Here is a 24,415-nt window from a genome sequence, read left to right on the forward strand (position 1 = left end):
GCATGTCCACACCGACGCACTCCGATCCATTCGCGTTCCTGCCGGTCGATTCGCCGACGGCCGGCGAGATCCGCGCGTTTCCGTGGAGTGGCACGCCGCTGGGTGCTGTCGAAGGGTGGCCCGCCGCGCTGCGCAGCATGCTCGCGACGATGATGGACACTCCCCAGCCGATGTTCATCTCCGTCGAGCCCGGCCAGCTGTTCTTTTTCAACGATCCGTATCGGCCGATCCTCGGTCACCGCCTGCAGGGCGCCATCGGCCGTCGCTTCGACGAACTGTGGGGCGACGTATGGGACGCCGTGTCGGAACATGTCGACGCCGCCATGGCGGGCCGGGGCAGCATGCATCGCGACCTGCCCCTGACGATGACCCGGTATGGCTTTCCCGAGGACACCTGGTGGACCTTCTCGTACGCGCCCCTGCGCGACGAGGAGGGCCGGATCTTCGGCATGGTGGCGGTGACCAACGAGACCACGCGAGGCGTGCGGTCGGCGGTGGCGCTACGCGAGCTGAACGCGTCGCTCGAGCGCGAGATCGATGCGCGGACGCGTGAGCGCGACCAGATCTGGGCCATCTCGCGCGACCTGTACGTGGTGATGGGGCGCGACGGCCACTACCGTAACGTGAATCCGGCCTGGGCGAACGAGTTGGGTCACGACCTCGCCGATGTCGTCGGCATGGGCTTCGAGGAACTGGTCCATCCCGACGACATGGCGCGCGCGACCGACGCCGTATCCCAACTGCTCGACGGCGATGTCGTCGAGGATCTGGAAGTACGCATCCGCGCCCACGACGGCAGCTACCGCTGGTTCGCCTGGACCTGCGTACCCGACGGCGACGTCGTGTACGGCATGGGCCGCGATGTCGAGCGCCGCCGCGAAATGGAGGACCAGTGGCGACATGCGCAGAAGCTGGAAGCGCTGGGCCGGCTGACGGGCGGCATCGCGCACGATTTCAACAACATCCTGGGCGGCATCGGCGGCGCCATCGAAGTCGTCACCGAACGGTTGGCGAGTGGCCGCGCCGACAACGTCCAGCGCATGCTCGACGCCGCGGCCGGCGCGGTGAAACGCGCCGCGGGGCTGACGCACCGTCTGCTCGCGTACTCACGGCAACAGGCGCTCTCGCTGTCCGACGTGGACGCGAACCTGATCGTCCGCGGTCTCGACCTGCTGCTTCGCCCCCTGCTGGGCGAGCAGGTGTCGATCGTACTGCGCACGCAGTCCGACCTCTGGCGCACGCTGTCCGACGCGAGCCAGCTGGAGAGCGCGATCCTCAACCTCGCCATCAACGCGCGCGATGCCATGCCGCAAGGCGGCCAGCTGGGGATCGTCACGCGCAACGCCCCCTGCACGGACATCGGCGACGGTGCGGCCGATTACGTGGTCGTCTCGGTCACCGACACCGGCACAGGCATGTCCCGGGCCACCGCCGAAAAGGCCTTCGATCCCTTCTTCACGACGAAGGCGATCGGACAGGGAACAGGGCTGGGGCTCTCGATGGTGGACGGCTTCGCGCGCCAGACGGGTGGTCGCGCCATCATCGACTCCAGGCCGGGCGCGGGAACGACCGTGAGCCTCTGGCTCCCGCGACACCTCGGCGAGGCCTCCGTCGCGCACACCCATGACGTCGAACGGCAGGATGGCTCGGGCCGCCGCGTCCTGCTCGTGGAAGACGAGCAGATGCTGCGCTCGATCGCCTGCGAGGTGCTCGAGGAAAGCGGCTACGAGGTCGATGCGTGCGCGGACGCCTCCGAAGCGCTCGGAAAGCTGCACGCAGGCAGGACACCGGACATCCTGGTCACCGACATCGGCCTCCCGGGCATGGACGGACACCAGCTCGCCCGCGCCATGCGCGAGATGCATCCCCGGGTCCCGGTGCTCTACATCACCGGATACGCATGGGACGCCTTCGCGGATACGCCCCACCTGCCCGAGCGGACGGCCCTGCTCAGCAAGCCGTTCTCCTTGCAGGCGCTGACCGGCTCCATCGCCGAACTGCTCCGGACGGCGCCCTAACGCCGGTCTTCCATTCCCTTGACCCTATGCCGGGGACACTCGCGGCACGCCTGGAGGATCGAAGGATGAACCGTTCGCGCTACTACGCCGTGATCGCCCTCATCGTCGCGATGATCGCGATCTTCGTGGTGGGTGCGATCCACAAGGGCGGTCCCGCAGGCGACGAGCCGGACGACGGCGCGCGCGCACCCTCGTCGCAGCCGGCGGCGCGTTAGGCGGTTTCGGTCTCGTCCGGCGACCGGGCGGCGTCGTGTGCCACGGCCGCTCGCTGCATGGCGAGCAGGAAGCCCGTGCCGTAGCGCATCATGAAAGGCGCGACGCTCCCGGGGACGAAGCCCTCGGGCAGCACCGGGCTGACGGACTCCTCCATCGGCGCGGTCATGCGGCGCCCCCTGCCGGATGGCTCGGGTCGTGGAAAAGAACGGTCGGACGATAGAACGTGGATCGACGTGCCATGGCCTCTACGGCCCCCTGTACTGAATCCCCCAAACGCCGTAACTACGGCAATTGCATGACCGCGTCAAGACACCCACCGGGTCGGGACGGCATGCGGCATAACGGCGCATCGCGCTGACGAGCCCGGAGCGTGTCGGCCCCGGCTCCTACAATGGGCCCAACGCAGCGCGAGGAATCACCGTGCTCCCGGAACGCCCATCGACGACACCCCGTCCGCCAAGCTGCAACGACGCCTGCCGGCACGCGCACCGCTGCGATGCGACGCGAAGCGAGGAGCCCGCGCTGCTCGCGATGCGCCCCTCCGTCGAGCGCGTGGGCCCGTTCTTCGACGGCGACCGGCTCGTGCAGCCGGAAGCACCCCACCGCGCCGCGTTCGCGGTGCTTTCCGGACTCGCGATGACCGTGGCCGCCGGACGGGTGGTCGCGTTCCATCTGCCGGGGGAACTGTTCGCGCTCGACGTGGCCCGTTCCCAGACCCACGGCGCATCGGTGGTGGCCGTCGGCAAGACCTGGTTCTGCCGCTTTCCTCGCGCCGCCACCGACGCGCTGTGCGAACACGGCGGCACCGCGGCAAGGTACCTTCGGGCGCTGCGCCGCCGCGAGCGCCACGTGGAGCCCCGGTACCCCGACGGCCCCGCCGCCGAGCGCCTGCGCGGCTTCCTCGCCGACCTGGTGGAACGCCGCCGACGCATCGAGGGACCGGCGACGTTCGTCCCGCTTCCGATGTCGCGCGAGGACATCGGCTCCTACCTCGGCATGAGCGCCGCGACGGTCACCCGCATGCTGGCGAAACTGCGCGCCGCGGGCGCCATCGCGATCCGCGCGGACGGCGTCGACGTCCTCGATGCCGAGGCGATCACAGCTTCACCCTTACGCCCAGCGTGAAGAAGCGTCCGACGACGCCGTTCTGCGCGTACGTCGGGTTGTAATTCAGCGCGGCGTAGTTGAGCGGGTCGAAGGGCGCCTTCTTGTCGAACACGTTCATGACGGAGCCCGTGATCGCGACCTTGTCCGTGATGTCGTAGCGACCGGTCAGGTCGAAGTCGGTGAACGACGCCATCCGGCAGTTGGAAGGAACGTTCGCGCCGGTGTCCGTGTTGGTGGAGAAACAGCCTTCGGTGATGTCGGGCGCGGTCAGCTTGATGCCGCTGGTGTAATACAGCGTGCCGGTGATCGTCGCCTTGCCGAACTGGATGCTGTTCGCCCACGACCCGCGATAACGCGGGGTACCGGCACCCGACGAGAGACCGTACGGACCGTGCGTGCCGACGAACTGCAGCTTCGTGCCGTCCTCCAGCGTGAGCCGCCAGCTGATGATCTTCGTGAGGTTCAGTTCGCTGGTGAAGCGGACGTTCTCGCTGAAGTCGTACCCGGCCTTCAGGTTGAGGTCGAGGCCCTTGGTTTCCAGCGCGTTCTGGTTCACGTACGGCGCCGCGACGACGAGCGGCCTCGGCAGCGCGTCGGGTGCGGCCGGATCCGGCACGTCCTGCACGATCGCCGAGCCCGCGGGCAGCGGCAGGCCGGCATAGTACGCGTCGAGCACCGCGCTCGCGCTCTGCTGCGCGATCACGCCCGTCTTCTTGATCCGGTAGTAATCCAGCGACGCGCTCAGGTCGGGCGTCGGCTGGTACAGCACGCCGAAGGTCCAGCTCTTCGAACGCTCCGGCTTGATGTCCGGGTTCGCGCGCGTGAGGAACCCGAGGCCGTACGGCTGCACGTAGCCGCTGTTGCCGTGCAGCTCCTGGAACTCCGCCGGCGGTGTGTACGTGGCGAAACCCTCCGCCTCGCTCGAGCCGTTCTCGGCGAAGCTCGGCGCGCGGAAGCCCTTCGAGAACGTGCCACGTAGCGCCAGCTCCTCGATCGGCTTCCACTTCACGCCGATCTTGGGCGAGAAGTTGTTGCCAAAGTCGGAGTAGTGGTCGTAGCGGCCCGACACGTCCACTTCCAACGACTCGGTGAACGGCGCGTCCAGCTCGACGTAGACGCCGGAGACGGTGCGATCGCCCTTCACGTGCGCGATGCCCAGGCCCTGCGCCGCGAGATTCGGGTTGAGGTCGGGGTCGTCCTGCTCTTCATGGCGCACGTCGATGCCCGTCGCCAGGCCGAGCGAACCGCCGCCGAGATCCATCAGGGGACGCGTCACATGGAAGTCGATCGACTGCAGGTCGCTGGTCGAGGTCTTCTTCAGCTGCGGCGACAGCGACTGGAGCAGCGCGCGCGAATTCGCCGAAGGATCGAGGAAGTTGTACGTACCGTTCGTGACGACATCGATCAGCCGGTCGTAGTTGAGAAACCCATTGAGCCGCGTATCCAGCGACGAATGGTTCAACACCAGCGCCGTGTCCCAGCTCCACTCGCCCCACCGCCCGTTCATGCCACCGACGATGCGCAGGTTGTGGTTGTCGTTCTCGCCGCTGGCCAGCGCGCTCGGGAACGCATAGTTGATCAACGCCGCCTGCCCGCTGGCCGCGAACGGGTTGTTCGGGTTGAGCGAGCCATCGGGTAGCGTCGCGGGCAGCGCGATGGAGTTGGTGTTGCGCGGGGTTCCGGCCTGGATCTGCGCCGGCGCACCGGGGAAAGTCGTCTTGACCTCGTAGTAGCTGGCCGCGATGTACGCCTTGGTCGTGTCCGAGACCTTCAGCGTGAAGCGTCCATAGATGCCCTTGCGATCGGTCGTCGGCTGGATGGCCGCGTAGTGCGCGAAATTCTGCGAGCAGTAACTGCCGGGATTCGCGGGGTCGTCCGTCACCAGCGTGCCGAGCGAACCGCACGGACGCAGCGGCTGCGCCACGCCGTCGGGATCGGGGACGCCGGAGGTGACGTCGCCCGGACGCGACAGGGTGCCGGGCGTCACGCTGCCGTAGATGGAGCCGGAGTTTTGCGACGGCTGGCCGCCGATGAGGTTGTTGCCCCCGCTGCGACGGATGTCCGCCGTGTTGTAGGGATAGCCGCGATCCCTGGTCATGATGCGTTCGTCGCGTTGGTACTCCGCGCTCATGTAGGCGTTCCAACCATCCTTGTCGAGGTCGCCGCCGCCGAAGAGCACCGTCGCGCGCTTCGTCGTGCCGCCGCCATGTTGCGACGTACCTGCCTCCGCGGTGAACTCCGTGCCCTGGTAACCGGGCCGCAGGATGATGTTCACCACGCCCGCGATCGCATCGGCACCGTACAGCGACGACGCGCCGTCCTTGAGCACCTCGATGCGTTCGATGGCGTTCGACGGAATCGTGTTGAGGTCGACGAACGAACGCTGGCCGTCATCGGCGAGCGGGTAGCTGGCCGCGCGGCGCCCGTCGATGAGGACCAGCGTCGAATTGACCGTGAGGCCGCGCAGCGCGACGCCCGACGAACCCGCCGCGAACCCGGCGGTGAACGACGCGGGGATCGAACCGCTGTTGTCCGCCGAGATGGCACGAACGACATCGGAGACGGTGTTCAGGCCGCTCTTCTGGATCTGGTCGGCGGAGATGGTCTGCACCGGCGACGGCGTCTCGATGTCGATGCGCGGCAGCGCCGAACCGGTCACGGTGATCGCCGTGAGGTCGGTCGTCTTCTGGGCATCGGGGGTGGCCTGGGGTGCGGCCGGGGCCGGCGATGGCGGAGCATCCTGCGCGGTGGCGGGGTCGCCGCAGGCGATCGCGGCGGCGATGGACAATGCGAGCCCGTGACGCCGGAGCGCCTTGTGCGATGTCGTATTCATGGTGAGTCTCCGGAGCCTTAGGGGAGTGGGGCTGGGACTTTTCGCGTGGCTGCGGACGAACGACGCAACGCTTCATTCACAGGGACGCAAGGAAAACTTACGCCGCGTAAACGGGCCGCACCATCGGCCATTCGGAATATCTTTCGCCCGTGCACGTGGCACGCGCTATGCAGGTCGCGGCGACGTGCTCACTCGTGTGCCGCCTCGCGAACACCGTGAACCGAGGCCGTGGATACCGGCGTGCGCCGGTATGACGGCTCGTCGCCCCGGCGCACGCTGGGGTCCACGGCGAGGTGTTCGGTATTCGCGATGACGTTCCGGCGTGTGGTGCCTCGCGAACACCGTGCACCGGGGACGTGGATACCGGCGTGCGCCGGTATGACGGCTCGTCGCCCCGGCGCACGCCGGGGTCCACGGCGAGGCGTTCGGTATTCGCGATGACGTTCCGGCGTGTGGTGCCTCGCGAACACCGTGAACCGAGGCCGTGGATATCGGCATGCGCCGATATGACGGCTTGTCACGCCGCGGTCTACGGGCGGACGGTCGGCGTTCGCGAGGGTTTCCGCAGCGGGTCGAGCAGACGGCGCAGCCCGTTGTGATCGAGCTCGAGCATCAGTGCGAGCAGCCTGCCGAGTTCGCCGGGCGGGAAGCCTTCGCGCGCGAACCACGCCAGGTAGTTGCCGGGCAGATCGGCCACAGCCCTGCCCTTGAACTTGCCGAAGGGCATGGTCGCCGTGGCCAGGCGCGCGAGGTCGTCGCGGAAGCGGTCTTCGAGTTCGGTCATCCAACCGATTCTACTCTTCGCCGGGATCGAAACCCTCGCGTTCCTTCATCAGCTGGCGAGCCGCGGTGATCCCGAGGGTCAAGCCTTCCTGACACGCTTGCTCCTCATCCTCGTGCAGCGTCTTGCACAGGTGCTCGGCGACTTCCTCACCGTCCTCGCTGATGACGTACTTGCCACGCCAGCGGCCTGGCTTGGCCACGTAGCAGGTGCCTTCCACGTCGAAATAACCGATCTTGCGATGCGCCATGGGTGGGTTGATCCTCCTTACCTCACCCCATCGTATGCATCGCGCATCAACGTGGCGTGCAGCGCTACTGCATGCCTCCGACGGGACGCTTGGCGTTCGATTCGAACTCGCGCCACATGCCATCGGCACCTTCGACGGAGACCAGCGTCTGCACGCCGTTCTGGCCGCCGAGAAGCCTGGACTGCTGAACGGCGTAAGCGATGGCGGCGACGCGCGATTCGAAGTTCTCCGTCGGCACGCCGTTCATCTGCACGTGCCAGAGGCCGGCCAGATCGGGCGCGAAAGGGATGTCGTAGATCACCAGAGCCATGGAAAGGTGGGTAACCTCAGAAAGTACGCAAGCCTTCGGTCGAGCCGACAGGAAGACCACGCGGCGGTTGCCTCAAGGGCGCAAGATTATCCGTATCCCTTCGCGCCCACAACGGAATTCCGCGTTTGCCGATCCTTCACGCGGCAATCACGACATTCGTTCAGCGCGGCGCGTCATAGCTTCCCGGGCTTGCCGCCGTGGCGCGCCATGCGGGTTGTCGCTCACGTGTCGCGTCGAGCAGGCCCTGGCGGACGCCCTCCAGGTCACGATCCGCGCCGTACACCGGCGAGCCGGGCTGCTGGCGCCACGATTCGTCGAGCGTGCCCGCGTCGACGCCATCGAAGCCCAGCTGATCGACGAGCCGGAGCACCGTCGCCTTCGCGTTGGCGTCGTCGCCCGCGACCGGCAGGGCGATGCGCCCATCCGTCGTCGACGGCTTGCCCTTGCTCCCCAGGTGCGCCGCCTCGATGGTGTTGAACGCCTTGACGACCGGGCGGCCGAGCTGATCCGCGACCCAGCGGCTCTCGGTCACGCCCTCCTCGATCGCTGCGATGCGTCCGTCACGCTCGCGGGGATAGTAGTTGCCAGTGTCGACGACGACGGTCGTGTCGGGCACGCCGTCGAACAGGTCCGACGGGAGCGCAGGAATCTTCGATTCGGGGATCGTGATCACGACGACGTCGCCACCGCGAGCCGCCTCGTGCGCGGTCACCGCGACCGCGCCGGTGTCGCGCTCGATGGCCGTGAGCGTCTCCGGCCCCCGCGAATTGGCGATGAGCACCTCGTGGCCGAGCTCGCGAAACCGTCGCGCCAGCGTCCCGCCGATGTTCCCCGCGCCGATGATGCCGATCTTCATCCCATGGTTCTCCGAGTGGCCATGCCTCGATCATCCGGAACCGGCGTGAACGGGCGGCGAGCGACCGGTGATCGGGGAATTCCGCTCGCGACGCGCCGGCCCTAGACTCCGCGCATGAACCGCATCGTCCTCGCCCTCCTCGCCTGCCTCATCGTGCTGCCTGCCACGGCGTTCGCGCAGGACACGCCCCCGACCATCCCGACGCTCGACACCGTCACCGTGAGCGGCGTCCAGCCCGGGCCCGGATTGTGGCGGGCGACGCGGGGCGGGCACACGCTGCTCATCCTCGGCAGCCTCACGCCCATTCCCCGCGGGATGACCTGGAAGACGGACGAGATCGAGGACGCCCTCGCGCACTCGGGCGCGCTGCTCCTGCCGCCGCACGTGGAGATCAAGCCCAACGTCGGATTCTTCGGCAAGCTCGTCCTGCTGCCCTCGCTCATCGGCGTGCGCAACGCGCCGGACGGCGCGACGCTGCAGGAGACCGTGCCGCCGGACGTCTACGCCCGCTGGCTCGAGGTCAAGGCGCGCTACATCGGCGACGATCGTCGGGTGGAGCGCTATCGCCCGATCTTCGCCGCGCTGGAGCTCTACAAGAGCGCGGTGAAGAAGACGGGCCTCGCGAAGTCGGGCCAGATCACGCGCGCGGTCACGGATCTCGCGCAGAAGCACGGCGTGAAGCAGATTCCCGTCGAATACACCCTCCTCGTCGACGATCCACGGGCCGCCGTGAAGGCGTTCAAGAAATCCACGCTCGACGACGTCTCGTGCTTCGCCCAGAGCGTGCAGAACATCGAGCCGCAGCTCGCCGACATGACCGCCCGCGCGAACGCCTGGGCCACCGGCGACCTCGCCGCCCTCCGCGACGACCGGCGGGCGGCGCAGCTGATCACCTGCATGAACGCCGTCACCGAGGGCGGCGTGGCGCAACGCATCGGGCTCGCCGACGTGCCGAAGGCCGTGCGCGAGCGCTGGCTCGCCACCGTGGACGAGGCGATGGCGGCGAACACGCAGGTCGTCGCCATCGTGCCCATCGACGATCTGCTCAGCGCGGACGGCTACCTCGCCGCCCTGCGCGCGAAGGGCTACACGGTGGAATCGCCCGACGGCGGCGAATAGGCCGGCGGGATGCCGACGCGGATGGCGCGGGAGAAATCGTCCCCCGGGCCGGTCGCCCTCGCCCGCTCCGTGATGCGGCCGAAGCGTCGCCATTCGTCGACCGAAAAGCGTTCGTCCAGGGTGCCGTTCTCCGCGAAGTATTCCGGCAGGTAGCCGGTGAGCAGCAGGCGCAGGTCGAACGGCAGGGCGCCGTCGATGCGCCTCGCCATGCGATAGACGATGGTGGTGCAGTTCGACGTGACCGTGTTGTAGAACCGTGGCCGGCGGACCAGTCCGTTCGCCGCCTCGACGTAGGAGACGAACAGCGAGCGCATGGCCTCCGGCGGCATGCGCAACGGAAAGAGGTAATCGTCCTCGCCACGCACATTGGTTCGCACGCGCACGATGTCGTGTTCGTCCGCGGCGACGAGCACGAGTTCGAACTGGCGGAAGAACCCGCCGACCTCGGAGAACGCCTCGCCGCGCTTGCGCCGGATCTCCACCGAGAACACGACGTGCCGTCCATCGTCGAAGCCGAACGAAAGCATCGCGTGGGCGATCGCCTCGCTCGCCCAATAGGACAGGACGGCATCCACGCGCACCAGCCGGTCGAGATCGTATTCGCGCGTTTCCCAGCGGATGTCGTAGTCGGTGTCCGAGCGCCAGGTGAAGTCGCGCACGTTGCGCAGCGTCACGTGCGAACCGGTCACTTCGCCCGAGAGCAGCCGCGCCACGTCGTCGGCCCAGACGCGGTCGTTGCTCGGCCGGATCGTTCCCCACCACAGCAGCAGTGCAGCATAGGCGGCGACGAAGATCGCGGCGGCGCGGTCCTCGCCCATCCCGAGCCAGGCAGCCCAGAGCAGCACGCAACCCGCCATCCAGGCGACGGCGACCGCCAGCCTGACGCCGCGCGGCCCCGGAGCGCGGTAGGCGAGCGCGAACGCGCCCCACGCGCCCGTGGCGAAAAGCAGTGTCGCGGCGGCCGCGCCGGCCAGCCCCTGTGCCCACATGCGGCGGCGTTTCATCGGGGCCGCCCCCCGTTCGATCGATGCATCGCTACATGATGCCCGAATGACCCGCACCATTCGGGCTATGGCGCGGTGCATCAATGAGCGCTATGTTGAGCCCAGGTCCGGAAGCACCGTCCGGCACTGCTGCACGGGGGCTGGCATGGTCCGATTTCCGGCGACACCCCAGGCGATCGTCTTCGACCTGGACGGCGTCCTCTTCGACACGGAGGCGCTCTACCGCGACGCGCTGCTCGCCGCCGCCGACGAAGTCGACATCCACCTGCCCCTCTCCCTGTGCCAGCGGATGGTGGGTCTGCACGGGCACGCGGCGCGACTTCTGCTCAGGGAACACGTCGGCGACGAGGTCGATCTCGACGCCGTCTGGGAAGGGGCATCCGCCCGACACCACGCGCTCTTCGACACCGACCTGCGGCTGAAGCCCGGCGTGACCCGGCTGCTCGACACCCTCGACGAGCTTGGCATCCCGCGCGCCATCGCCACCTCGTCTCCCCATGCCACGGCGATCCACCACCTGGACGCGTTCGGCCTTCGGGATCGCTTCGACGCCCTGGTGGCGTCCGGCGACTGCGAGCGCTGCAAGCCGTATCCCGACCCTTACCTGCGAGCGGCCCGGATCCTGAACACGCCCACGGCACGCTGCCTCGCCCTGGAGGATTCGCTCGCGGGGGTGCGATCCGCGACGGCGGCGGGCGTGCCGACGATCATGGTGCCCGACCTGCAACAGCCCAGCGCGGAACTGCGCCGGCTGTGCGCGAGCGTGGCCGCCGATCTGGACGAAGTGAACCAGTGGCTGCGCGAAACGGCCCACGGCGTGGCGACCGCGCCCCCGGCCCACTGAGCCCCGACGCTTCAGAAACGTTTCCGCCGCGTTGACGCGCGCGCAACACGTATTGCATGGCACGGCGCGAACACTGGCGTGGTCCTTCACGCTGGAGCCGCTCATGAACCGTCAAGACGATCGCCACGGCACGACCCGCCATCCCGACGACGACAGCGTCTGGGCACGGCCCCTCGGACGCCGCGACGACACGCGCTATCCCGGCGATGAATTCGGAGGCACCTATGGGCACCGCGATGCGGGGCTCCATCGCGATGCCGGCGCCGGCCCCTACGATGCCCGGCGCGACGTCGCGGGCGGACGCGACTACCGCCCGGGCGACGATTTCTCGGGAGGTGGCTGGACTGGGCAGCGCGACGACGGACGCGACGGTGGCCGTCGTCCGGGCCACCGCGACTTCGGCGGTCACCATGCTTACGACACGCACGGACGGCACCCCGGTCACCGCGACTTCGGTCGCGGCGACGACGACGCCCGTCGCGCATGGAGTCCGTCGGGTTATCCGGGCGGATGGCGTGGCGTGGGACCGAAGGGGTACGAGCGCAGCGACCAGCGCATTCGCGATGACATCTGCGAGCGGCTGACGGAGCACGACGCGATCGACGCCTCGGCCATCGAAGTCACCGTCACGACAGGCGTGGTGCGCCTGACCGGCGAGGTGCCGAAGCGCTACATGAAACACCTGGCCGAAGACACCGTGGCCGAGGCCGTGGGCGTCCGCGATGTCGAGAACACGCTGAGGGTGGCCGATGCCGATCGCCGCGGCGAACGCGGCCTGTTCGACGAACCGTCGCTGGGGTGACGTTGTCGGAGGTCAGCTGACCCGCTGCGGTCGGCTGGCCTCGTGCAGCGCGTCTTCCAGCTGCTGCGCGCTGTACGGCTTGCGGATGAGCGGCGCCCGGTACTTCGCGGGAATGTCCACCTGCATCGAACCCGTCGCGAGAATGAAGGGTATGCCGCGGCGCTGGAGCTCGTCGAGCGCGGGATATACCTTGACGCCCTGGAGATCGATGTCCACGACGGCGACGTCGCAACGCTCCACGTGCGCCAGCCGCAATGCCTCTTCGATGCACGTCGCGCACGCGGCGACGTCGTAGCCAAACCGCTCCTCCAGCATGTCCGCGAGCGCGGAGGCCAGTCCGGAATGATCCTCGAAAACGATCGCGCGCGGCGCGGCTGATGTGTTCATAGGTTCTGACACGAGGGAGGGGCGTAGTCCAACCTACTCCCGTTTCCACGCGACGACCAGATGCGGATTCGCTTTTCTGGGCGTTTCCTCACGAACGGGTGTTACATCGGCGAACCACTTGCCGTATTAGCACGATCCAAACGCGATTTCGTCATTTCGATTACCAGAGCTCGTGCCGCCGCAGGGCGTCCACGAGCCGCGTCGCGGCGAAGCGGAGGAGCTTGCGCCGTGCATACGTATGCCATGCGAGCCAGGTCAGAATCTTGTCCTTCCATTTGTCGGTGGCCACGCGATACAGCGCGTCGAGACGCTTGCTGATGTCGGGCATGAGGGTCAGGGGATCGAGCGCCCCGCGCGGCCACACCGGCAGGCATTCCTCGCGCGCCGCGCATGCGCAATCGCCGACAAGTGGGATCACGGGTGCATGCGTTTCGCCGTCGCGCTGGCGCAGGAAATGCGCCAGAGCAGGATCACCGGCCCACGCCGCGACGATCGGATTGCTGGCCGGCACGAGGAAATGCTCCGAGAGGAAGCGTTGCGCGTTGCGCCGGCCAAGCAGGAAGTCGTGCCGCCGGTAGGCCTGCGCGAGGAAGCCGGCAAAACCGCCGAGCGCGCCGGCCGCGATCGCCCGTGCGCCCAGCCAGCGCGTATCGGCTTCGGCGGCGGGACGGATCGGCGCGATGAGGAACCGACTGTAGACCGCGTCGTCCATTGCCAGCGCGATTTCCCTCGGCTTGAAGCGCGCCTGCTGCTTCCATGAGGCGAACAACGCGCTCAGGGCGCCGACGACGTTGATCGATGCCGCGAACTCCGGTCCGAGGTCGTCCGGCTCCGGAAAGGGGTCGACCATCAGAACGATGCGGTTGACCTGATCGCCACGCCGCGGATTCCGGCCCAGCGTGCCGGCCAGCTCCGTGCGCGCGAGTTCGAACGGCTCGTTGTCCATCGCACCGCCGTCGACGCCGACGAACCGGTAGCTCGCCCCCATGTGCTCGCCCTCGTCCAGCTTCGGCTCGATCGGCACCACGCGCGACATGCCGTTCTCGTCGGGCACGACCACGCTGCGCTGCATGTAGTCGCTCCAGCGCCGCTCGATCTCGCGGTAGCGCAGACCGCCGGGGAACGCCGACGACGCCAGCGCGGCGTTCATCATCGCGGTCCACCCACGGTCGGGCAGGCGTTTGGGATGCGCCACGTAGAGGTCGTCGGGATAGTGCCAGCGACGGTCGTACGCCCCCTGCCCCGTATCGACGGCGAAGCGCAGGTAGTCCTCGTGCGCGACCATGCCGTGTCCGGCGTCCGATCCCGTTCCCGCGAAGGGCACCTCGTAGGGCACGCCGCGCAGATTGGTGACGGTGAAGACCAGTTTCAGCGGGTTCGCGATGTACGGCCGGGTCGCCGACGCGGCTTCGAACCGCAGGGCGCGCTCGGCGACCGCGTCCAGGCATCGCGTGTCGAGCAGCGACGCGATGGGCAGGTCCTTGTCCAGATCGTCGGTGCCCAGGAACCCCTTGATGTCGACCCGGTTGACCCACGTGTCGTAGAACGGATTCCGGGCCGCCGTCGCGTCGTCGGTCGTCGCGTGGACATGCTCGAAGGCGTAAGGAAGCGCGATGGCGGAAAGCACCCCGTTGATGCTGCCCGCCGACGCGCCGGAGATGTCGCGCAGCAGCACGTCGTGCGACGGCACCGCCTCGCCGGCCCGCTTCGCCGCGTACCAGCGCTCCAGGGCCTCGTAGATGAAATCGAGGACGCCCGCGGCGTACGCGCCGCCGGACACCGCGCCGGCCAGGGCCAGGCCGAGCTCGAAGGTTCGCGGACGCGGCGGCGGCGTGATCTCGGGATGGCCAAGGGGAAGATCCGTATCCGGCATGCGTCGCTCCGCCTCGCGTGTTCGGGCCGATTATGGACGACGACGTCGATACGGACCCCGACGTGCCGCACGCTTCAGCGGGCGAGCCATTGCGCGGCGAGTGCGAGGGCGGCGGGGAGCGCCTGCACGTACAGGATCTGGCGGCTCGCCGTCAGCGCACCCCAGAGCCCCGCCACGACCACGCATCCGAGGCCGTAGAAGACGAAGGCCGTGGCGAACGGTTCGCGCAGGACGAGGCCGAGCAGCAAGGCGACCACCAGGAACCCGTTGTAGAGGCCCTGGTTCGAGGCGAGCGCGGCGCTGTCGCTTGCGAACTGGGGCGTGATGCCGAAGACCTTCGGTCCTCGCGAGCGCCACAGGACCATCTCCAGCACGACGATGTAGAGGTGGATCAGGATGACCAGGACGGTGAGCGCGGTGGCGGCTGGGTGCACGGGAGGCCTCTAGCGAAACGGAGCTGCGCGCAGGATAGCCGACGGCGCCCGAAGGCACCTCGGCCGCAACGCGGCATACTTGAGTATGTCGGATGGCCGATTGCGTGCAGACGGCGATGGCGCATTAATCGGCGAATGCACAACGTCATGGCAGCCGAGGAGATCTCTCTGGAAGCCCTGGGACTGCTCCAGGCGCTGCTTCACCATGACTACGACGAAGCCCAGTTCCGGGCGAACCATGTCGCCCGACATGCCCTCGAGCACGATCACGTTCGCGTCGCCGATGCCGCCGAGCGAATCGAGTACCTCCTCGCCAGCGGCTGCCCGAGTTCCCTCGAACTGCGGATTGCATTACGCTCACTGGCAACCTCGGTCGACCGCATGCAGGCAGCGGCCCTAAGGCGCGCCGGTCGATTGCTCTGACCGCGCCACCGTAGGATAAACCCATGCAAGACAAACGCATCAAGGGCATCGACCCCGATGTCCCGCCGAGCGGCACCGGTTGTGTCGAATGCCTCGCCACGGGCAGCTGGTGGTTCCACCTTCGCCGTTGCGCGCAATGCGGCCACATCGGCTGCTGCGACGACTCGCTGAACAAGCACGCGACGAAGCATTACCACGAGACCGGACATCCGATCATCCAGAGCTTCGAACCCGGCGAAGCCTGGTTCTACAGCTACATCACCGAGGACATCGTCGACGGTCCTGAGCTCGCCCCGCCGCATAGCCATCCCGTCACGCAGCCGACGCCGGGGCCCGAAGGCAAGGTGCCACGGCGTTGGCAGTGGGTGCTGCAGAACGCGGGCTAGGCGCCTCGCCCTTCCGATCGCCTTGCCGTGGGCACCGGCTTTCGCCGGTGCGACGGTGAGGTAGCGTGTGGGCGCACGAAGAGGCGATCCCGCCCATATATCCTCATCGTCGCACCGGCGCACGCCGGTGCCTACGGCGAGGCGCTCGTACAAGCGACCGCGCACAAAAAAACCCGCTTTCGCGGGTTTCTTTGCGATCCGGTTGAGGTTGTCCGGATCTCTGTTGGTGCCCAAGGGGGGACTCGAACCCCCACGACCTAAGCCGCTACCACCTCAAGGTAGTGCGTCTACCAATTCCGCCACCTGGGCATAACTTTTACTGCGTGTTGCGTTATTACTTCTTGGCCGGTTCGGCGGGAGCCTGGGTGGCTTCCTGCTTCGCGGCCGGAACATCGTTGTTCGCTGCCGGGGCCGTAGCGGCGGGTGCCTGCGGCACGTCCGACGCGGCCGGGACCACCGGTGCGTTGTTGGCGGGAGCGGCCGGCGTGGTAACGCCGGACATCACACCAAGATCCGCGGCCGGCTGGGGATTGCCCGTGCGACCGAGGTAAATGCCCATGCCGAGGCTGAGCAGGAAAAACAGGGTGGCCAGGACGGCCGTGGCACGCGTCATGAAGCTCGACGAACCACGCGCACCGAACACGGTGGCGGATGCACCGCCGCCGAAACCCGAACCTGCCTCCGCACCGGCACCGCGCTGCATGAGGATCAGCACGATCATCGCCGCGGCGATCAGGATATAGAAAACGCTGAAGAGAATGAACATGTCTTCTTGGTTTGCCGTGTCGCGAATTATCGACGCGCCGCGGCGCATATATCCAGGAAATCGTTGGCGAGTAAAGCCGCGCCGCCGATCAGTCCCCCGTCCACATCCGGCTGGGCGAAAAGTTCGGCCGCATTGGCCGGCTTGACGCTTCCGCCGTAAAGCACCCGGGTCAGGAGCGAGATATTAGCATCCTTTTTTCCCAGTTGGCTACGGATGAACGCATGAATTTTCTGCGCCGTCTCCGGCGTGGCCGTCAGGCCCGTTCCGATGGCCCAGACGGGCTCGTACGCCACCACCGCGTCCCGGAACGGCTCGATGCCGTTGAGGTCCAGCACGGCGCCGAGCTGGCGGCCGATCACTTCCTCGGCGCGGCCGTCCTCGTGCTCTTCCTTCGTTTCGCCGACGCATACGATCGGGGTGAGGCCCGCCTTCAGCGCCGCCGCGAACTTGCGCGCGACGAGTTCGTCGGATTCGTGGTGGTACTGGCGCCGCTCGGAATGGCCGACGATGACCCAGCGGGCACCGACGTCACGCAGCATCTCGCCGGAGACCTCGCCGGTATAGGCGCCGGTGCCGACGTGCTCGGATACGTCCTGCGCCCCGAAACCGAGGCCGCTGTCGTGGAATTTCGCCGCGAACTCACCGAGATGCGTCGTGGGCGGAAAGAGCACCACGTCCTCGCAGGCCAGCGCGCCGGCCTTCACGCGTTCGCCCACGCTCCGGGCGATTTCGTGCACCAGCGCGCTGCCGACGATACGGGAGCCATGCATCTTCCAGTTACCGGCGACCAGCATCTTGCGCATGTGGGCTTCCAGGCGTGACGAAAGGGGCGGCAGGATAACGGGCGGCTACGCGCCGGCAAAGCTGCATTGCCGCAACACGGGCCAGCACGCGCCGTTCACCGAGGGTACCGCATACCTCCGGGCAATTGACCGGATCGGAACCGGCTTCGATCATCACGCCATGCGCATCCTACGAATCTTCTTCATCGCCCTCCTCCTCGCCGGCACCGGCGGCGCCTTCGCACAGGCGGACGACGCCAGCCCCGCCCAGCAGATCGACGACCTGCGCGGTCAGCTCGACCAGGTCGAAAAGACCATGAAGGACGAGCACATCGAAGACAGCACGATCGACGACCTGCGCGGCAAATCGACCGGCATCGCCAGCGACGCGCAGAAGCTGTCCAGCTCGCTGCAGCAGGGTCGCGACGCCGCCAAGGCCCGCCTCGACCAGCTGGGTCCCGCGCCCGCCGCCGGCACGAAGGAAGCCCCCGAACTCGCCGCCGCGCGCAAGGACGCCCAAAAGGCGTTCGACGCCGTCGACGCGCAGGTGAAGCAGGCGGACGCGATCGCGCTCGAAGCGCAGCAGACGGCGAACCAGCTGGCCGAACTGCGGCGCACGCGTTTCCAGGAAACCATTTCGCGACGCACGAACTCTCCGCTCTCGCGCCCGTTCTGGTCGGAGCCGGCCGCGGCCTTCCCGCGCGATTCCGCCAACCTGCGCGCGTTCGCCGATGGCGTGAAGCAGGACATCGCCGAGAGCTGGACCGCGGGCAACCGCGTCGCGCTGATCACCTGCGTGCTGCTCGGCCTGCTGCTGATGACCGGTGTGCGGCTTTACATCGAACACCGCGTCCGCCAGCTCACGGCGAACCGCATGCCGCCGGGGCGCCTGCGCCGCTCGGCGTTGATCCTCGGCATCGCGCTCACCTCGACGCTGACCACCGGCCTCGGCACGCAGCTCATCTATCTGGGCCTCAACTGGAACGAGACCTTCAGCTCCGACACCGACGAGGTGGTGCGCGCGCTGGTGCGCCTGGTGTTCTTCGGCGCATTCATCGCGGGCCTGGGCCGCGCGCTGCTCTCGCCGAAGCGGCCGTCGTGGCGCCTTCCCGCGATCCCCGACGAGACCGCGGACGCGCTGCGCCGCTTCCCGATGGCGATCTCGCTGTCCGTCGTCCTGTTCGTGTTCCTGCGCGAGCTCAACCGCGCCATCGGCACGAGTCTTTCTATCACCGTCGTCACGACGAGCCTGCAGGCCGTCGTGTTCACGACGCTCACCGCCTTCGCGCTGCTTCGCCTCGGCCGCACGCACCATCACGACACGGACGGCACGCCGCCGGCGCCCCGCCCCATCTGGGCGAGCCTGTTCATCGCGGCGGCATGGATCGCGATCGCCGCGTCGTGGATCGGCCTGCTCACCGGTTTCATCGCCTTCGCCGCGTTCATCGCCGGCCAGGTCGTGTGGACGGCCATCGTGATCGCCTCCACCTACCTCGCCATGCGCCTCGTCGACGATCTCTTCGAGACGCTACTCTCCGAGAAGGGTCCGATGAGCGCGCGGGCGCAGGCGGTGTTCGGCACGCATCCGAAGCTGCTCGACCAGGCCGGCGTGCTGCTTTCCGGCATCGTGCGCCTGGGCCTGTTCCTGTTCGGCCTGACGGCCGTCGTCTCGGGTTTCGGCGCGGGCGCGTCGGACATCCTCGCGCTGGGCGGCAAGCTGCAGTCGCTGAAGATCTACAACGTGGAGCTGAAGCCGAGCCAGATCCTGACCTCGATCGCGCTGTTCTTCCTCGGCCTGCTCGCCGTCCGCGTCGTCAAGAACTGGATGTCGGAGCAGTACCTGCCGCGCACGAACCTCGATCCGGGCATGCGCAGTTCGCTGACCACCCTGCTCGGCTACGTCGGCATCGTGATCGTGGTGGCCATCGCCCTGCTGGCGATGGGCCTGTCGGTGCAGAACGTGGCATGGGTCGCGTCGGCGCTGTCGGTCGGCATCGGCTTCGGTCTTCAGGCGATCGTGCAGAACTTCATCTCCGGCCTGATCCTCCTCGCCGAGCGCCCGGTAAAAGTGGGCGACTGGGTGGTGCTCGACGACGCCGAAGGCGACATCCGCCGGATCAACGTGCGCGCGACCGAAATCCAGGTATCCGACCGCTCGACGATCATCGTGCCGAACTCTTCGTTCATCACGAAGCCGGTGCGCAACATGACGATGGCCAACCCGCAGGGCCGTGTCCTGATCAAGCTGCCGATGCCGCTGGATTGCGATCCCGTGGACGTGCGCCAGCACATGCTCGACGCCATGCAGGGCCATGCGTCCGTGCAGCCCACGCCCGCGCCGTCCGTCACGCTCGACAACATCGATCGCGCCGCGATGACGTTCGCGGCGACGTGCTACGTCGGCAGCCCGCGCGATGTCGGCAACGTGAAGAGCGACCTGCTGTTCGACATCATCGCGCGCCTGCGCGCCGCCGACATTCCGCTGCTGCGTCCGCAGGACCTCGTGTTGAGGTCCGGCGGCAACATGGGCGACATGATCGGGCCGACGGGTGCGGGCGCGCCGAAGGCGTCGACGGATCCCGATCCGTCGGCGTGACGCTCGTCGCTTTCGTAGGAGCGGACCTGGCCGCGATGGGTGCTTGCGGCGAGCACCCCATCGCGCCCGGGTGCGCTCCTACGGGACCGGCGCCAGGCGCAGGTCCTGGAAGTCGAAGCTGAAGTCGGTCAGCGGCGAGACCGGCTCCATGCGGACCTCGCGCACCTTGCCATCGGGATCGAGCACGAAGTTGACGAACGCGTCGCCGTTGAGCGAGCGGTCGTCCCAGTGCGCGACGAAGGTGTCGTGCTGCCACGGTTCGAGCGTGCCGGTGAGCTGGGCGGTCTTCGTGAAGCTCATTACCAGCTTGCCGCCCTGCTTCGCCACCTTGACGTCGCCGTACCACGGATCGCGGTACGTGCCCGCGTAGCCGTCCAGCGGCAGCGACGGCTTCGCGCCCTTCATGCGCGCGGCCTCGTGCTTCTTCATGCTGTCGTCGGCGTTGCCTTCCGCCTTCTTCACGCTGGCGGCGTACGCGGCGATCCAGTCCTTCACCGGTGCGTCCATGAAGGCGTCGAGCGCCCGCATCGTCACCGCCTGGAATGCCGCGCCGGATTCCTGGTTCGTCAGCACCACCACGCCGAGCCTGAGGTCGGGCACCATCGTCAGGCGCGAGACCATGCCGGGCCAGCCACCGGTGTGCCACACGAGCTTGTGGCCCCGGTAATCGGAAACGAACCAGCCTTCGCCGTAGCCGGAGAAGTTCGGCTTCGCCGGCGCGAGTTCGGGCACGCTCGGTTCGGAGATGCGGATCGGCGTGATCAGCGACCACATCTCGGCCTGGCGCTTCTCGCTGAAGAGACGCTGCGCCTTGCCCGAGGCGTCCGTGTAGGCGCCGCCGGCCAGCTGCATCGTCATCCACTTCGAGAGGTCGTGGACGCTGGAGTAGATGCCACCCGCCGAGGGATTGTTGCTCCACGACATCGGCGGCACGGGCTTCAGGTCCTTGAAGTCGAACTTCGCGTGACCTGTGGCGATGTCGTCGCCGGCGGCGACATGGCTCGGCGCACTCGTCTGCGATTCGGTCATGCCGAGCGGCTGGAAGATGCGCTCGCGCACGAAGTCGCTCCAGGACTTACCCGAAACCTGCTCGATGACGAGGCCCGCGACCGCGAAGAGGATGTTGTCGTACGCGTACTCCGCGCGGAAGCTATTCGTCAGCGGCACGTAACGCAGTCGCTGCACCACCTCCTTCGTGGTGTACGTCGTCGCGGGCCAGTACAGGAGGTCGCCGGCGCCGAGGCTGAGGCCGCTGCGATGCGCCAGCAGGTCGCGCACGCGCATCTCGCGCGTGACGTACGGGTCGGACATCTGGAACCACGGCAACCGGTCGATCACGCGGTCGTTCATGTCGAGCTTCTTCTCGTCGGCGAGGATCGCCAGCGAGGCCGCGGTGAACGCCTTGGTGTTCGACGCGATGGCGAACTGCGTGTGCGCGTCGACCTTCGCGGGATCGCCCAGCTTGCGCACGCCCGAGCCGAGTTCGAGCACCACCTTACCGTCCTTGACGATCGCGACCGCGATGCCCGGCACGTCGAACTGCTTGCGCGTGGCGTCGAGATAGGCCTCGAAGTCGGCCAGCGCCGCGGGTCGCGCCGGGGCGGCGCCAGTCGCGGGCGCGGCGGGCGCGGGGGCGGTGTCCTGGGCGTTCGCGGCGATCGCGAAGACGAACGACGTGACGCCGAAGGCGAGGAGATGGCGAAGGCGCGGCATGGACGGTCCCGGCAACAGTGGTAGCGCCGGACTATTCCACGCCGGGCAGCCGGGTGGAAGGGCCGATCAGCCCTTGCTTTTCTGGCTGAAGATGACGCTGCCCAGGATGATGGCCCCGGCGAGCGCCATCGTCGGCGTCAGGGCCTCGCCCAGGAACATCCACGCCCAGCCCACGCCGAACAGCGGCACCAGGTAGGTCGACGTGGCCGCGCGCGGCGCGCCGATCCGCTGGATCAGGCGGAAGTAGAAAGCGTAGGCGAGACCGGTCGAGAGCACGCCGAGGGCCACGACCGCGACCCACGACTTCGCCGGAATGGCCGCCTCGGGCCAGGTCAGCGCCGCGAGCGGCGCGGTGAGGATCGTGGCGCCGAGCAGGCAGCCCGCGGCGACGGCCGTCGGTGCGATGTCGGAGAGGAAGCGCTTGATGAGGTTGCCGGCCAGTCCGTAGCAGAACGACGCCGCGGCGCCCGCCAGCGCCGCGGGGGCGACGTTTTCGCCGGCCGTGCGTCCGCTGGCGAGGATCACCACGCCGACGAAGCCCGCGACCAACGCGATGGCCTTGCGGACGCCGATCTTCTCGCCGAAGCCGACGAAGGCCACCAGCGCGGCGAAGAGGACGGTCATGCTGTTCGCGATGGCGCCGATGCCGGCGGGCGCGCGTTCCGCGCCCCACGCGAACAGCGTGAACGGGATCGCCGCGCTCAGGGCGCCGAGGGCCAGCATCTTCCACAGGTGCGAGGGCCGGATCGTCTGCCGCGCGCGCCAGAGCAGAGGGAGCAGGATCACCGAGCCGAACGCCAGGCGCGTGGCGACCAGCGGGAACGGACCGAAATCCTTCGCCGCGACGCGCATGAAGAGGAACGAGCCGCCCCAGATGGCCCCGAGGACGGTCAATTCGACGGTGGTCCGCCAGTCGCGCGCGGCGGGAGCGGCGGTGTCGACCGGGGTTTCGGCGGCGGCGTTCATCGTGTTCTTCATGGGGATCGGAGCGTCATTGTCGCCGGAACCGGCGATACCACAAGCGAACCGTTTGCAAGGCAGCCTTTCGGGGAATTCATGGCGTCGCTCCCGTTACTCCACGCCGACGAAGCCGCCCGTCTGATGCGCCCACAGGCGCGCGTAGAGGCCACCATGGGCGATCAGTTCGGCGTGCGTGCCCGTCTCCACGATCGCGCCGTGCTCCATCACCACGAGCCGGTCCATCTTCGCGATGGTGGACAGGCGGTGCGCGATCGCGATCACCGTCTTGCCCTGCATCAGCGTCTCCAGGCTTTCCTGGATCGCGGCCTCGGCTTCGGAATCGAGCGCGGAGGTCGCCTCGTCGAGCACGAGGATCGGCGCGTCCTTGAGCAGCACGCGCGCGATCGCGATGCGCTGGCGCTGGCCGCCCGAGAGTTTCACGCCCCGCTCGCCCGCGTGGGCATCGAAGCCCGTGCGGCCCTCGCCATCGGAGAGGCCCGGGATGAACTCGTCGGCGCGCGCCTGCCGCACGGCGGCGAGCAGTTCGGCCTCCGTCGCGTCCGGCCGGCCATAGAGCAGGTTGTCGCGGATCGACCGATGCAGCAGCGAGGTGTCCTGCGTCACCACGCCGATGCTCGAACGCAGGGATTCCTGCGTGACCTTCGCGATGTCCTGGCCGTCGATCGCGATGCGGCCGTCCTCGAGGTCGTAGAGGCGCAGCATGATGTTGACCATCGTCGACTTGCCCGCGCCCGACGGCCCGACGAGACCGATCTTCTCGCCCGGACGGACCAGCAGGTCGAGGCCGCCGATCACGCCGCCCGCCTTGCCGTAATGGAAATGGATGTTCTCGAAGCGCACCTCGCCGCGCGTCACGCGCAGCGGCACGGCGTCCGGACGATCGACCACGGTCCGCTCCTGCGAGATCGTGGTGATGCCGTCCTGCACGGTGCCGATGTCCTCGAAGATGCCGTTGACCACCCACATGATCCAGCCGGACATGTTGTTGATGCGGATGACCAGGCCCACGGCCAGGGCGACCTGCCCCGTCGACACCGTACCCCGCGACCACAGCCAGAGCGCCAGGCCGCTGGTCGCCGCGATGAGCACGCCGTTGAGCGAGGTGATGGCGACGTCCATGCCGGTGACCATGCGGCTGGACGAGCGGACCTTGTCCGTCTGTTCCCGCATCGCCTCCTTCGCATAGGCCTCTTCGCGATGCGTGTGCGCGAAGAGTTTCAGCGTCATCACGTTGCTGTAGCCGTCCACGATGCGACCCATCAGCTTGGAACGCGCCTCGGACGCTTTCCACGAGCGTTCCTTCACGCGCGGCACGAAGTACACCAGCATGCCGACGTACCCCGCGATCCAGAGCACGAGCGGCAGGGCCAGCCAGACGTCCGCCTTCGCGAACAGATAGACCGAGGTGCCGGCGTAGACGGTGACGTACCAGAGCGCGTCGACGACCTGTACCGCCGATTGCCGTAGCGACGGCGCCGTCTGCATGATCCGGTTCGCGATGCGGCCCGCGAAGTCGTTCTGGAAGAACGAGAGGCTCTGCTTGAGCACGTAGCGATGGTGCTGCCAGCGCACCATCGTGGTCATGCCCGGGTTGAGCGTCTGGTTGACCAGCAGGTCGTGGATGCCGATCGACAGCGGCCGCAGGATCACGACGACGAACGCCATCCACGTCAGCGTGCGCCAGTGGGTCTGGAAGAACACGGCGGCCGGCGTCTTCTGCGCCATGTCGACCACCCGCCCCAGGAAGTCGAACAGCGCGACCTCGATGAGGGCGACGGCGAGCCCGACGACCAGGGCGGCCACGAAGACCTTCCACACCTGGCCGAGGTAATACGCGTAGAAGCGGACGACGCCCTTCGGCGGCGCCCGGTCGGGCGCGTCGCGGAAGATGTCGATGAGGGATTCGAACCAGCGGAAGATCATTCCGCCATTGT

General features: G+C 67.9%; 23 protein-coding genes, 1 tRNA gene and 1 pseudogene. 9 read left to right on the forward strand and 16 right to left on the reverse strand.

The window, feature by feature from the left end:
* The first annotated feature begins 2 nt into the window (after positions 1 to 2).
* A complete protein-coding gene (locus BMY69_RS04790) occupies positions 3 to 2,018 on the forward strand; it encodes a hybrid sensor histidine kinase/response regulator (RefSeq protein WP_090175718.1) in 2,016 nt (671 codons plus the stop codon).
* Positions 2,019 to 2,083: 65 nt separating this feature from the next.
* A complete protein-coding gene (locus tag BMY69_RS19545; protein WP_175472744.1) occupies positions 2,084 to 2,233 on the forward strand; it encodes a hypothetical protein in 150 nt (49 codons plus the stop codon).
* On the opposite strand, the gene BMY69_RS19550 is transcribed toward BMY69_RS19545, so the two are convergent.
* Entirely contained in the window at positions 2,230 to 2,400 is a 171-nt protein-coding gene (locus tag BMY69_RS19550; protein WP_177191078.1) for a hypothetical protein, read from the reverse strand. The two genes, BMY69_RS19545 and BMY69_RS19550, sit on opposite strands and share 4 nt — an antisense overlap.
* 254 nt (positions 2,401 to 2,654) lie before the next feature.
* Between BMY69_RS19550 and BMY69_RS04795 the strand changes: the two genes are divergently transcribed.
* Complete coding sequence (locus tag BMY69_RS04795; protein WP_143070387.1) at positions 2,655 to 3,359, forward strand: Crp/Fnr family transcriptional regulator; 705 nt, start codon at positions 2,655 to 2,657, stop codon at positions 3,357 to 3,359.
* Here the strand turns inward: BMY69_RS04795 and BMY69_RS04800 are convergent.
* The 5 genes and pseudogenes from BMY69_RS04800 to BMY69_RS04820 all read right to left on the reverse strand — a co-directional run.
* Positions 3,331 to 6,174, reverse strand: coding sequence for a TonB-dependent receptor (locus BMY69_RS04800; RefSeq protein WP_090175721.1), 2,844 nt, complete (start codon positions 6,172 to 6,174; stop codon positions 3,331 to 3,333). The genes BMY69_RS04795 and BMY69_RS04800 overlap by 29 nt on opposite strands.
* A 529-nt stretch (positions 6,175 to 6,703) precedes the next feature.
* Entirely contained in the window at positions 6,704 to 6,958 is a 255-nt protein-coding gene (locus BMY69_RS04805; RefSeq protein ID WP_090052957.1) for a DUF3820 family protein, read from the reverse strand.
* 10 nt (positions 6,959 to 6,968) lie between these two features.
* Complete coding sequence (locus BMY69_RS04810; RefSeq protein WP_090052955.1) at positions 6,969 to 7,205, reverse strand: hypothetical protein; 237 nt, start codon at positions 7,203 to 7,205, stop codon at positions 6,969 to 6,971.
* Positions 7,206 to 7,269: 64 nt separating this feature from the next.
* On the reverse strand, positions 7,270 to 7,515 hold the full coding sequence (locus tag BMY69_RS04815) for a DUF2188 domain-containing protein (RefSeq protein ID WP_090175723.1): 246 nt from the start codon (positions 7,513 to 7,515) through the stop codon (positions 7,270 to 7,272).
* Positions 7,516 to 7,675: 160 nt separating this feature from the next.
* A pseudogene (locus tag BMY69_RS04820) lies at positions 7,676 to 8,377 on the reverse strand (NAD(P)-binding domain-containing protein); the annotation flags it as partial.
* 108 nt (positions 8,378 to 8,485) lie between these two features.
* On the opposite strand from BMY69_RS04820, the gene BMY69_RS04825 reads away from it, so the two are divergent.
* The gene (locus tag BMY69_RS04825) at positions 8,486 to 9,490 is read left to right on the forward strand and encodes a TraB/GumN family protein (protein ID WP_090175726.1); all 1,005 of its coding nucleotides are present in this window, start codon (positions 8,486 to 8,488) and stop codon (positions 9,488 to 9,490) included.
* On the opposite strand, the gene BMY69_RS04830 is transcribed toward BMY69_RS04825, so the two are convergent.
* On the reverse strand, positions 9,457 to 10,494 hold the full coding sequence (locus BMY69_RS04830; protein ID WP_255364465.1) for an Lnb N-terminal periplasmic domain-containing protein: 1,038 nt from the start codon (positions 10,492 to 10,494) through the stop codon (positions 9,457 to 9,459). The two genes, BMY69_RS04825 and BMY69_RS04830, sit on opposite strands and share 34 nt — an antisense overlap.
* Before the next feature lie 145 nt (positions 10,495 to 10,639).
* Here BMY69_RS04830 and BMY69_RS04835 point away from each other — a divergent pair, with 145 nt between their 5' ends.
* Together BMY69_RS04835 and BMY69_RS04840 are read left to right on the forward strand one after the other, a co-directional pair.
* The gene (locus BMY69_RS04835) at positions 10,640 to 11,338 is read left to right on the forward strand and encodes an HAD family hydrolase (protein ID WP_090175728.1); all 699 of its coding nucleotides are present in this window, start codon (positions 10,640 to 10,642) and stop codon (positions 11,336 to 11,338) included.
* A gap of 103 nt (positions 11,339 to 11,441) precedes the next feature.
* Positions 11,442 to 12,140 (forward strand): BON domain-containing protein, encoded by a 699-nt coding sequence (locus BMY69_RS04840; RefSeq protein ID WP_090175730.1) that lies wholly within the window; start codon positions 11,442 to 11,444, stop codon positions 12,138 to 12,140.
* Between the two features lie 12 nt (positions 12,141 to 12,152).
* Here the strand turns inward: BMY69_RS04840 and BMY69_RS04845 are convergent, their stop codons facing one another.
* The 3 genes from BMY69_RS04845 to BMY69_RS04855 form a co-directional block, all read right to left on the reverse strand.
* Positions 12,153 to 12,527 carry a response regulator gene (locus BMY69_RS04845; RefSeq protein ID WP_090175732.1) on the reverse strand — a complete coding sequence of 125 codons (375 nt, stop codon included), beginning with the start codon at positions 12,525 to 12,527 and terminating at the stop codon, positions 12,153 to 12,155.
* A 160-nt stretch (positions 12,528 to 12,687) separates the two neighbouring features.
* Complete coding sequence (locus tag BMY69_RS04850) at positions 12,688 to 14,400, reverse strand: patatin-like phospholipase family protein (protein WP_090175733.1); 1,713 nt, start codon at positions 14,398 to 14,400, stop codon at positions 12,688 to 12,690.
* Positions 14,401 to 14,474: 74 nt separating this feature from the next.
* Complete coding sequence (locus tag BMY69_RS04855) at positions 14,475 to 14,834, reverse strand: DUF1304 domain-containing protein (protein WP_090175735.1); 360 nt, start codon at positions 14,832 to 14,834, stop codon at positions 14,475 to 14,477.
* A gap of 135 nt (positions 14,835 to 14,969) precedes the next feature.
* Between BMY69_RS04855 and BMY69_RS04860 the strand changes: the two genes are divergently transcribed.
* Both BMY69_RS04860 and BMY69_RS04865 read left to right on the forward strand, forming a co-directional pair.
* On the forward strand, positions 14,970 to 15,257 hold the full coding sequence (locus tag BMY69_RS04860; protein WP_090175736.1) for a hypothetical protein: 288 nt from the start codon (positions 14,970 to 14,972) through the stop codon (positions 15,255 to 15,257).
* Between the two features lie 23 nt (positions 15,258 to 15,280).
* Positions 15,281 to 15,643, forward strand: a complete 363-nt coding sequence (locus BMY69_RS04865; protein ID WP_090175738.1) for a UBP-type zinc finger domain-containing protein — start codon at positions 15,281 to 15,283, stop codon at positions 15,641 to 15,643.
* A 224-nt stretch (positions 15,644 to 15,867) separates the two neighbouring features.
* Here the strand turns inward: BMY69_RS04865 and BMY69_RS04870 are convergent.
* The 3 genes from BMY69_RS04870 to tpiA all read right to left on the reverse strand — a co-directional run bounded on the left by BMY69_RS04870 (position 15,868) and on the right by tpiA (position 17,212).
* Positions 15,868 to 15,952, reverse strand: a tRNA-Leu gene (locus tag BMY69_RS04870).
* A gap of 25 nt (positions 15,953 to 15,977) precedes the next feature.
* Complete coding sequence (gene secG / locus BMY69_RS04875) at positions 15,978 to 16,409, reverse strand: preprotein translocase subunit SecG (RefSeq protein ID WP_090176892.1); 432 nt, start codon at positions 16,407 to 16,409, stop codon at positions 15,978 to 15,980.
* A gap of 26 nt (positions 16,410 to 16,435) precedes the next feature.
* Positions 16,436 to 17,212, reverse strand: coding sequence for a triose-phosphate isomerase (gene tpiA, locus BMY69_RS04880; RefSeq protein WP_090175739.1), 777 nt, complete (start codon positions 17,210 to 17,212; stop codon positions 16,436 to 16,438).
* Between the two features lie 160 nt (positions 17,213 to 17,372).
* Between tpiA and BMY69_RS04885 the strand changes: the two genes are divergently transcribed.
* Positions 17,373 to 19,787 (forward strand): DUF3772 domain-containing protein, encoded by a 2,415-nt coding sequence (locus BMY69_RS04885; RefSeq protein WP_177191079.1) that lies wholly within the window; start codon positions 17,373 to 17,375, stop codon positions 19,785 to 19,787.
* Between the two features lie 78 nt (positions 19,788 to 19,865).
* Here the strand turns inward: BMY69_RS04885 and BMY69_RS04890 are convergent, their stop codons facing one another.
* The 3 genes from BMY69_RS04890 to BMY69_RS04900 all read right to left on the reverse strand — a co-directional run bounded on the left by BMY69_RS04890 (position 19,866) and on the right by BMY69_RS04900 (position 24,404).
* Positions 19,866 to 21,500, reverse strand: a complete 1,635-nt coding sequence (locus BMY69_RS04890) for a serine hydrolase (RefSeq protein ID WP_090175742.1) — start codon at positions 21,498 to 21,500, stop codon at positions 19,866 to 19,868.
* A 66-nt stretch (positions 21,501 to 21,566) separates the two neighbouring features.
* Positions 21,567 to 22,478, reverse strand: a complete 912-nt coding sequence (locus tag BMY69_RS04895; RefSeq protein ID WP_255364466.1) for a DMT family transporter — start codon at positions 22,476 to 22,478, stop codon at positions 21,567 to 21,569.
* Positions 22,479 to 22,571: 93 nt separating this feature from the next.
* Positions 22,572 to 24,404, reverse strand: coding sequence for an ABC transporter ATP-binding protein (locus tag BMY69_RS04900; RefSeq protein WP_090052934.1), 1,833 nt, complete (start codon positions 24,402 to 24,404; stop codon positions 22,572 to 22,574).
* Between the last annotated feature and the right edge of the window lie 11 nt (positions 24,405 to 24,415).

Source organism: Luteibacter sp. UNC138MFCol5.1 (assembly GCF_900110505.1).
GTDB lineage: Bacteria > Pseudomonadota > Gammaproteobacteria > Xanthomonadales > Rhodanobacteraceae > Luteibacter.

Coding starts and splice junctions, on each gene's coding strand:
- BMY69_RS04790 (WP_090175718.1), top strand. CDS start 3: ATGTCCACACCGACGCACTCCGATCCATTCGCGTTCCTGCCGGTCGAT.
- BMY69_RS19545 (WP_175472744.1), top strand. CDS start 2,084: ATGAACCGTTCGCGCTACTACGCCGTGATCGCCCTCATCGTCGCGATG.
- BMY69_RS19550 (WP_177191078.1), bottom strand. CDS start 2,400: ATGACCGCGCCGATGGAGGAGTCCGTCAGCCCGGTGCTGCCCGAGGGC.
- BMY69_RS04800 (WP_090175721.1), bottom strand. CDS start 6,174: ATGAATACGACATCGCACAAGGCGCTCCGGCGTCACGGGCTCGCATTG.
- BMY69_RS04805 (WP_090052957.1), bottom strand. CDS start 6,958: ATGACCGAACTCGAAGACCGCTTCCGCGACGACCTCGCGCGCCTGGCC.
- BMY69_RS04810 (WP_090052955.1), bottom strand. CDS start 7,205: ATGGCGCATCGCAAGATCGGTTATTTCGACGTGGAAGGCACCTGCTAC.
- BMY69_RS04815 (WP_090175723.1), bottom strand. CDS start 7,515: ATGGCTCTGGTGATCTACGACATCCCTTTCGCGCCCGATCTGGCCGGC.
- BMY69_RS04825 (WP_090175726.1), top strand. CDS start 8,486: ATGAACCGCATCGTCCTCGCCCTCCTCGCCTGCCTCATCGTGCTGCCT.
- BMY69_RS04830 (WP_255364465.1), bottom strand. CDS start 10,494: ATGAAACGCCGCCGCATGTGGGCACAGGGGCTGGCCGGCGCGGCCGCC.
- BMY69_RS04835 (WP_090175728.1), top strand. CDS start 10,640: ATGGTCCGATTTCCGGCGACACCCCAGGCGATCGTCTTCGACCTGGAC.
- BMY69_RS04840 (WP_090175730.1), top strand. CDS start 11,442: ATGAACCGTCAAGACGATCGCCACGGCACGACCCGCCATCCCGACGAC.
- BMY69_RS04845 (WP_090175732.1), bottom strand. CDS start 12,527: ATGAACACATCAGCCGCGCCGCGCGCGATCGTTTTCGAGGATCATTCC.
- BMY69_RS04850 (WP_090175733.1), bottom strand. CDS start 14,400: ATGCCGGATACGGATCTTCCCCTTGGCCATCCCGAGATCACGCCGCCG.
- BMY69_RS04860 (WP_090175736.1), top strand. CDS start 14,970: ATGCACAACGTCATGGCAGCCGAGGAGATCTCTCTGGAAGCCCTGGGA.
- BMY69_RS04865 (WP_090175738.1), top strand. CDS start 15,281: ATGCAAGACAAACGCATCAAGGGCATCGACCCCGATGTCCCGCCGAGC.
- secG (WP_090176892.1), bottom strand. CDS start 16,409: ATGTTCATTCTCTTCAGCGTTTTCTATATCCTGATCGCCGCGGCGATG.
- tpiA (WP_090175739.1), bottom strand. CDS start 17,212: ATGCGCAAGATGCTGGTCGCCGGTAACTGGAAGATGCATGGCTCCCGT.
- BMY69_RS04885 (WP_177191079.1), top strand. CDS start 17,373: ATGCGCATCCTACGAATCTTCTTCATCGCCCTCCTCCTCGCCGGCACC.
- BMY69_RS04890 (WP_090175742.1), bottom strand. CDS start 21,500: ATGCCGCGCCTTCGCCATCTCCTCGCCTTCGGCGTCACGTCGTTCGTC.
- BMY69_RS04895 (WP_255364466.1), bottom strand. CDS start 22,478: ATGAAGAACACGATGAACGCCGCCGCCGAAACCCCGGTCGACACCGCC.
- BMY69_RS04900 (WP_090052934.1), bottom strand. CDS start 24,404: ATGATCTTCCGCTGGTTCGAATCCCTCATCGACATCTTCCGCGACGCG.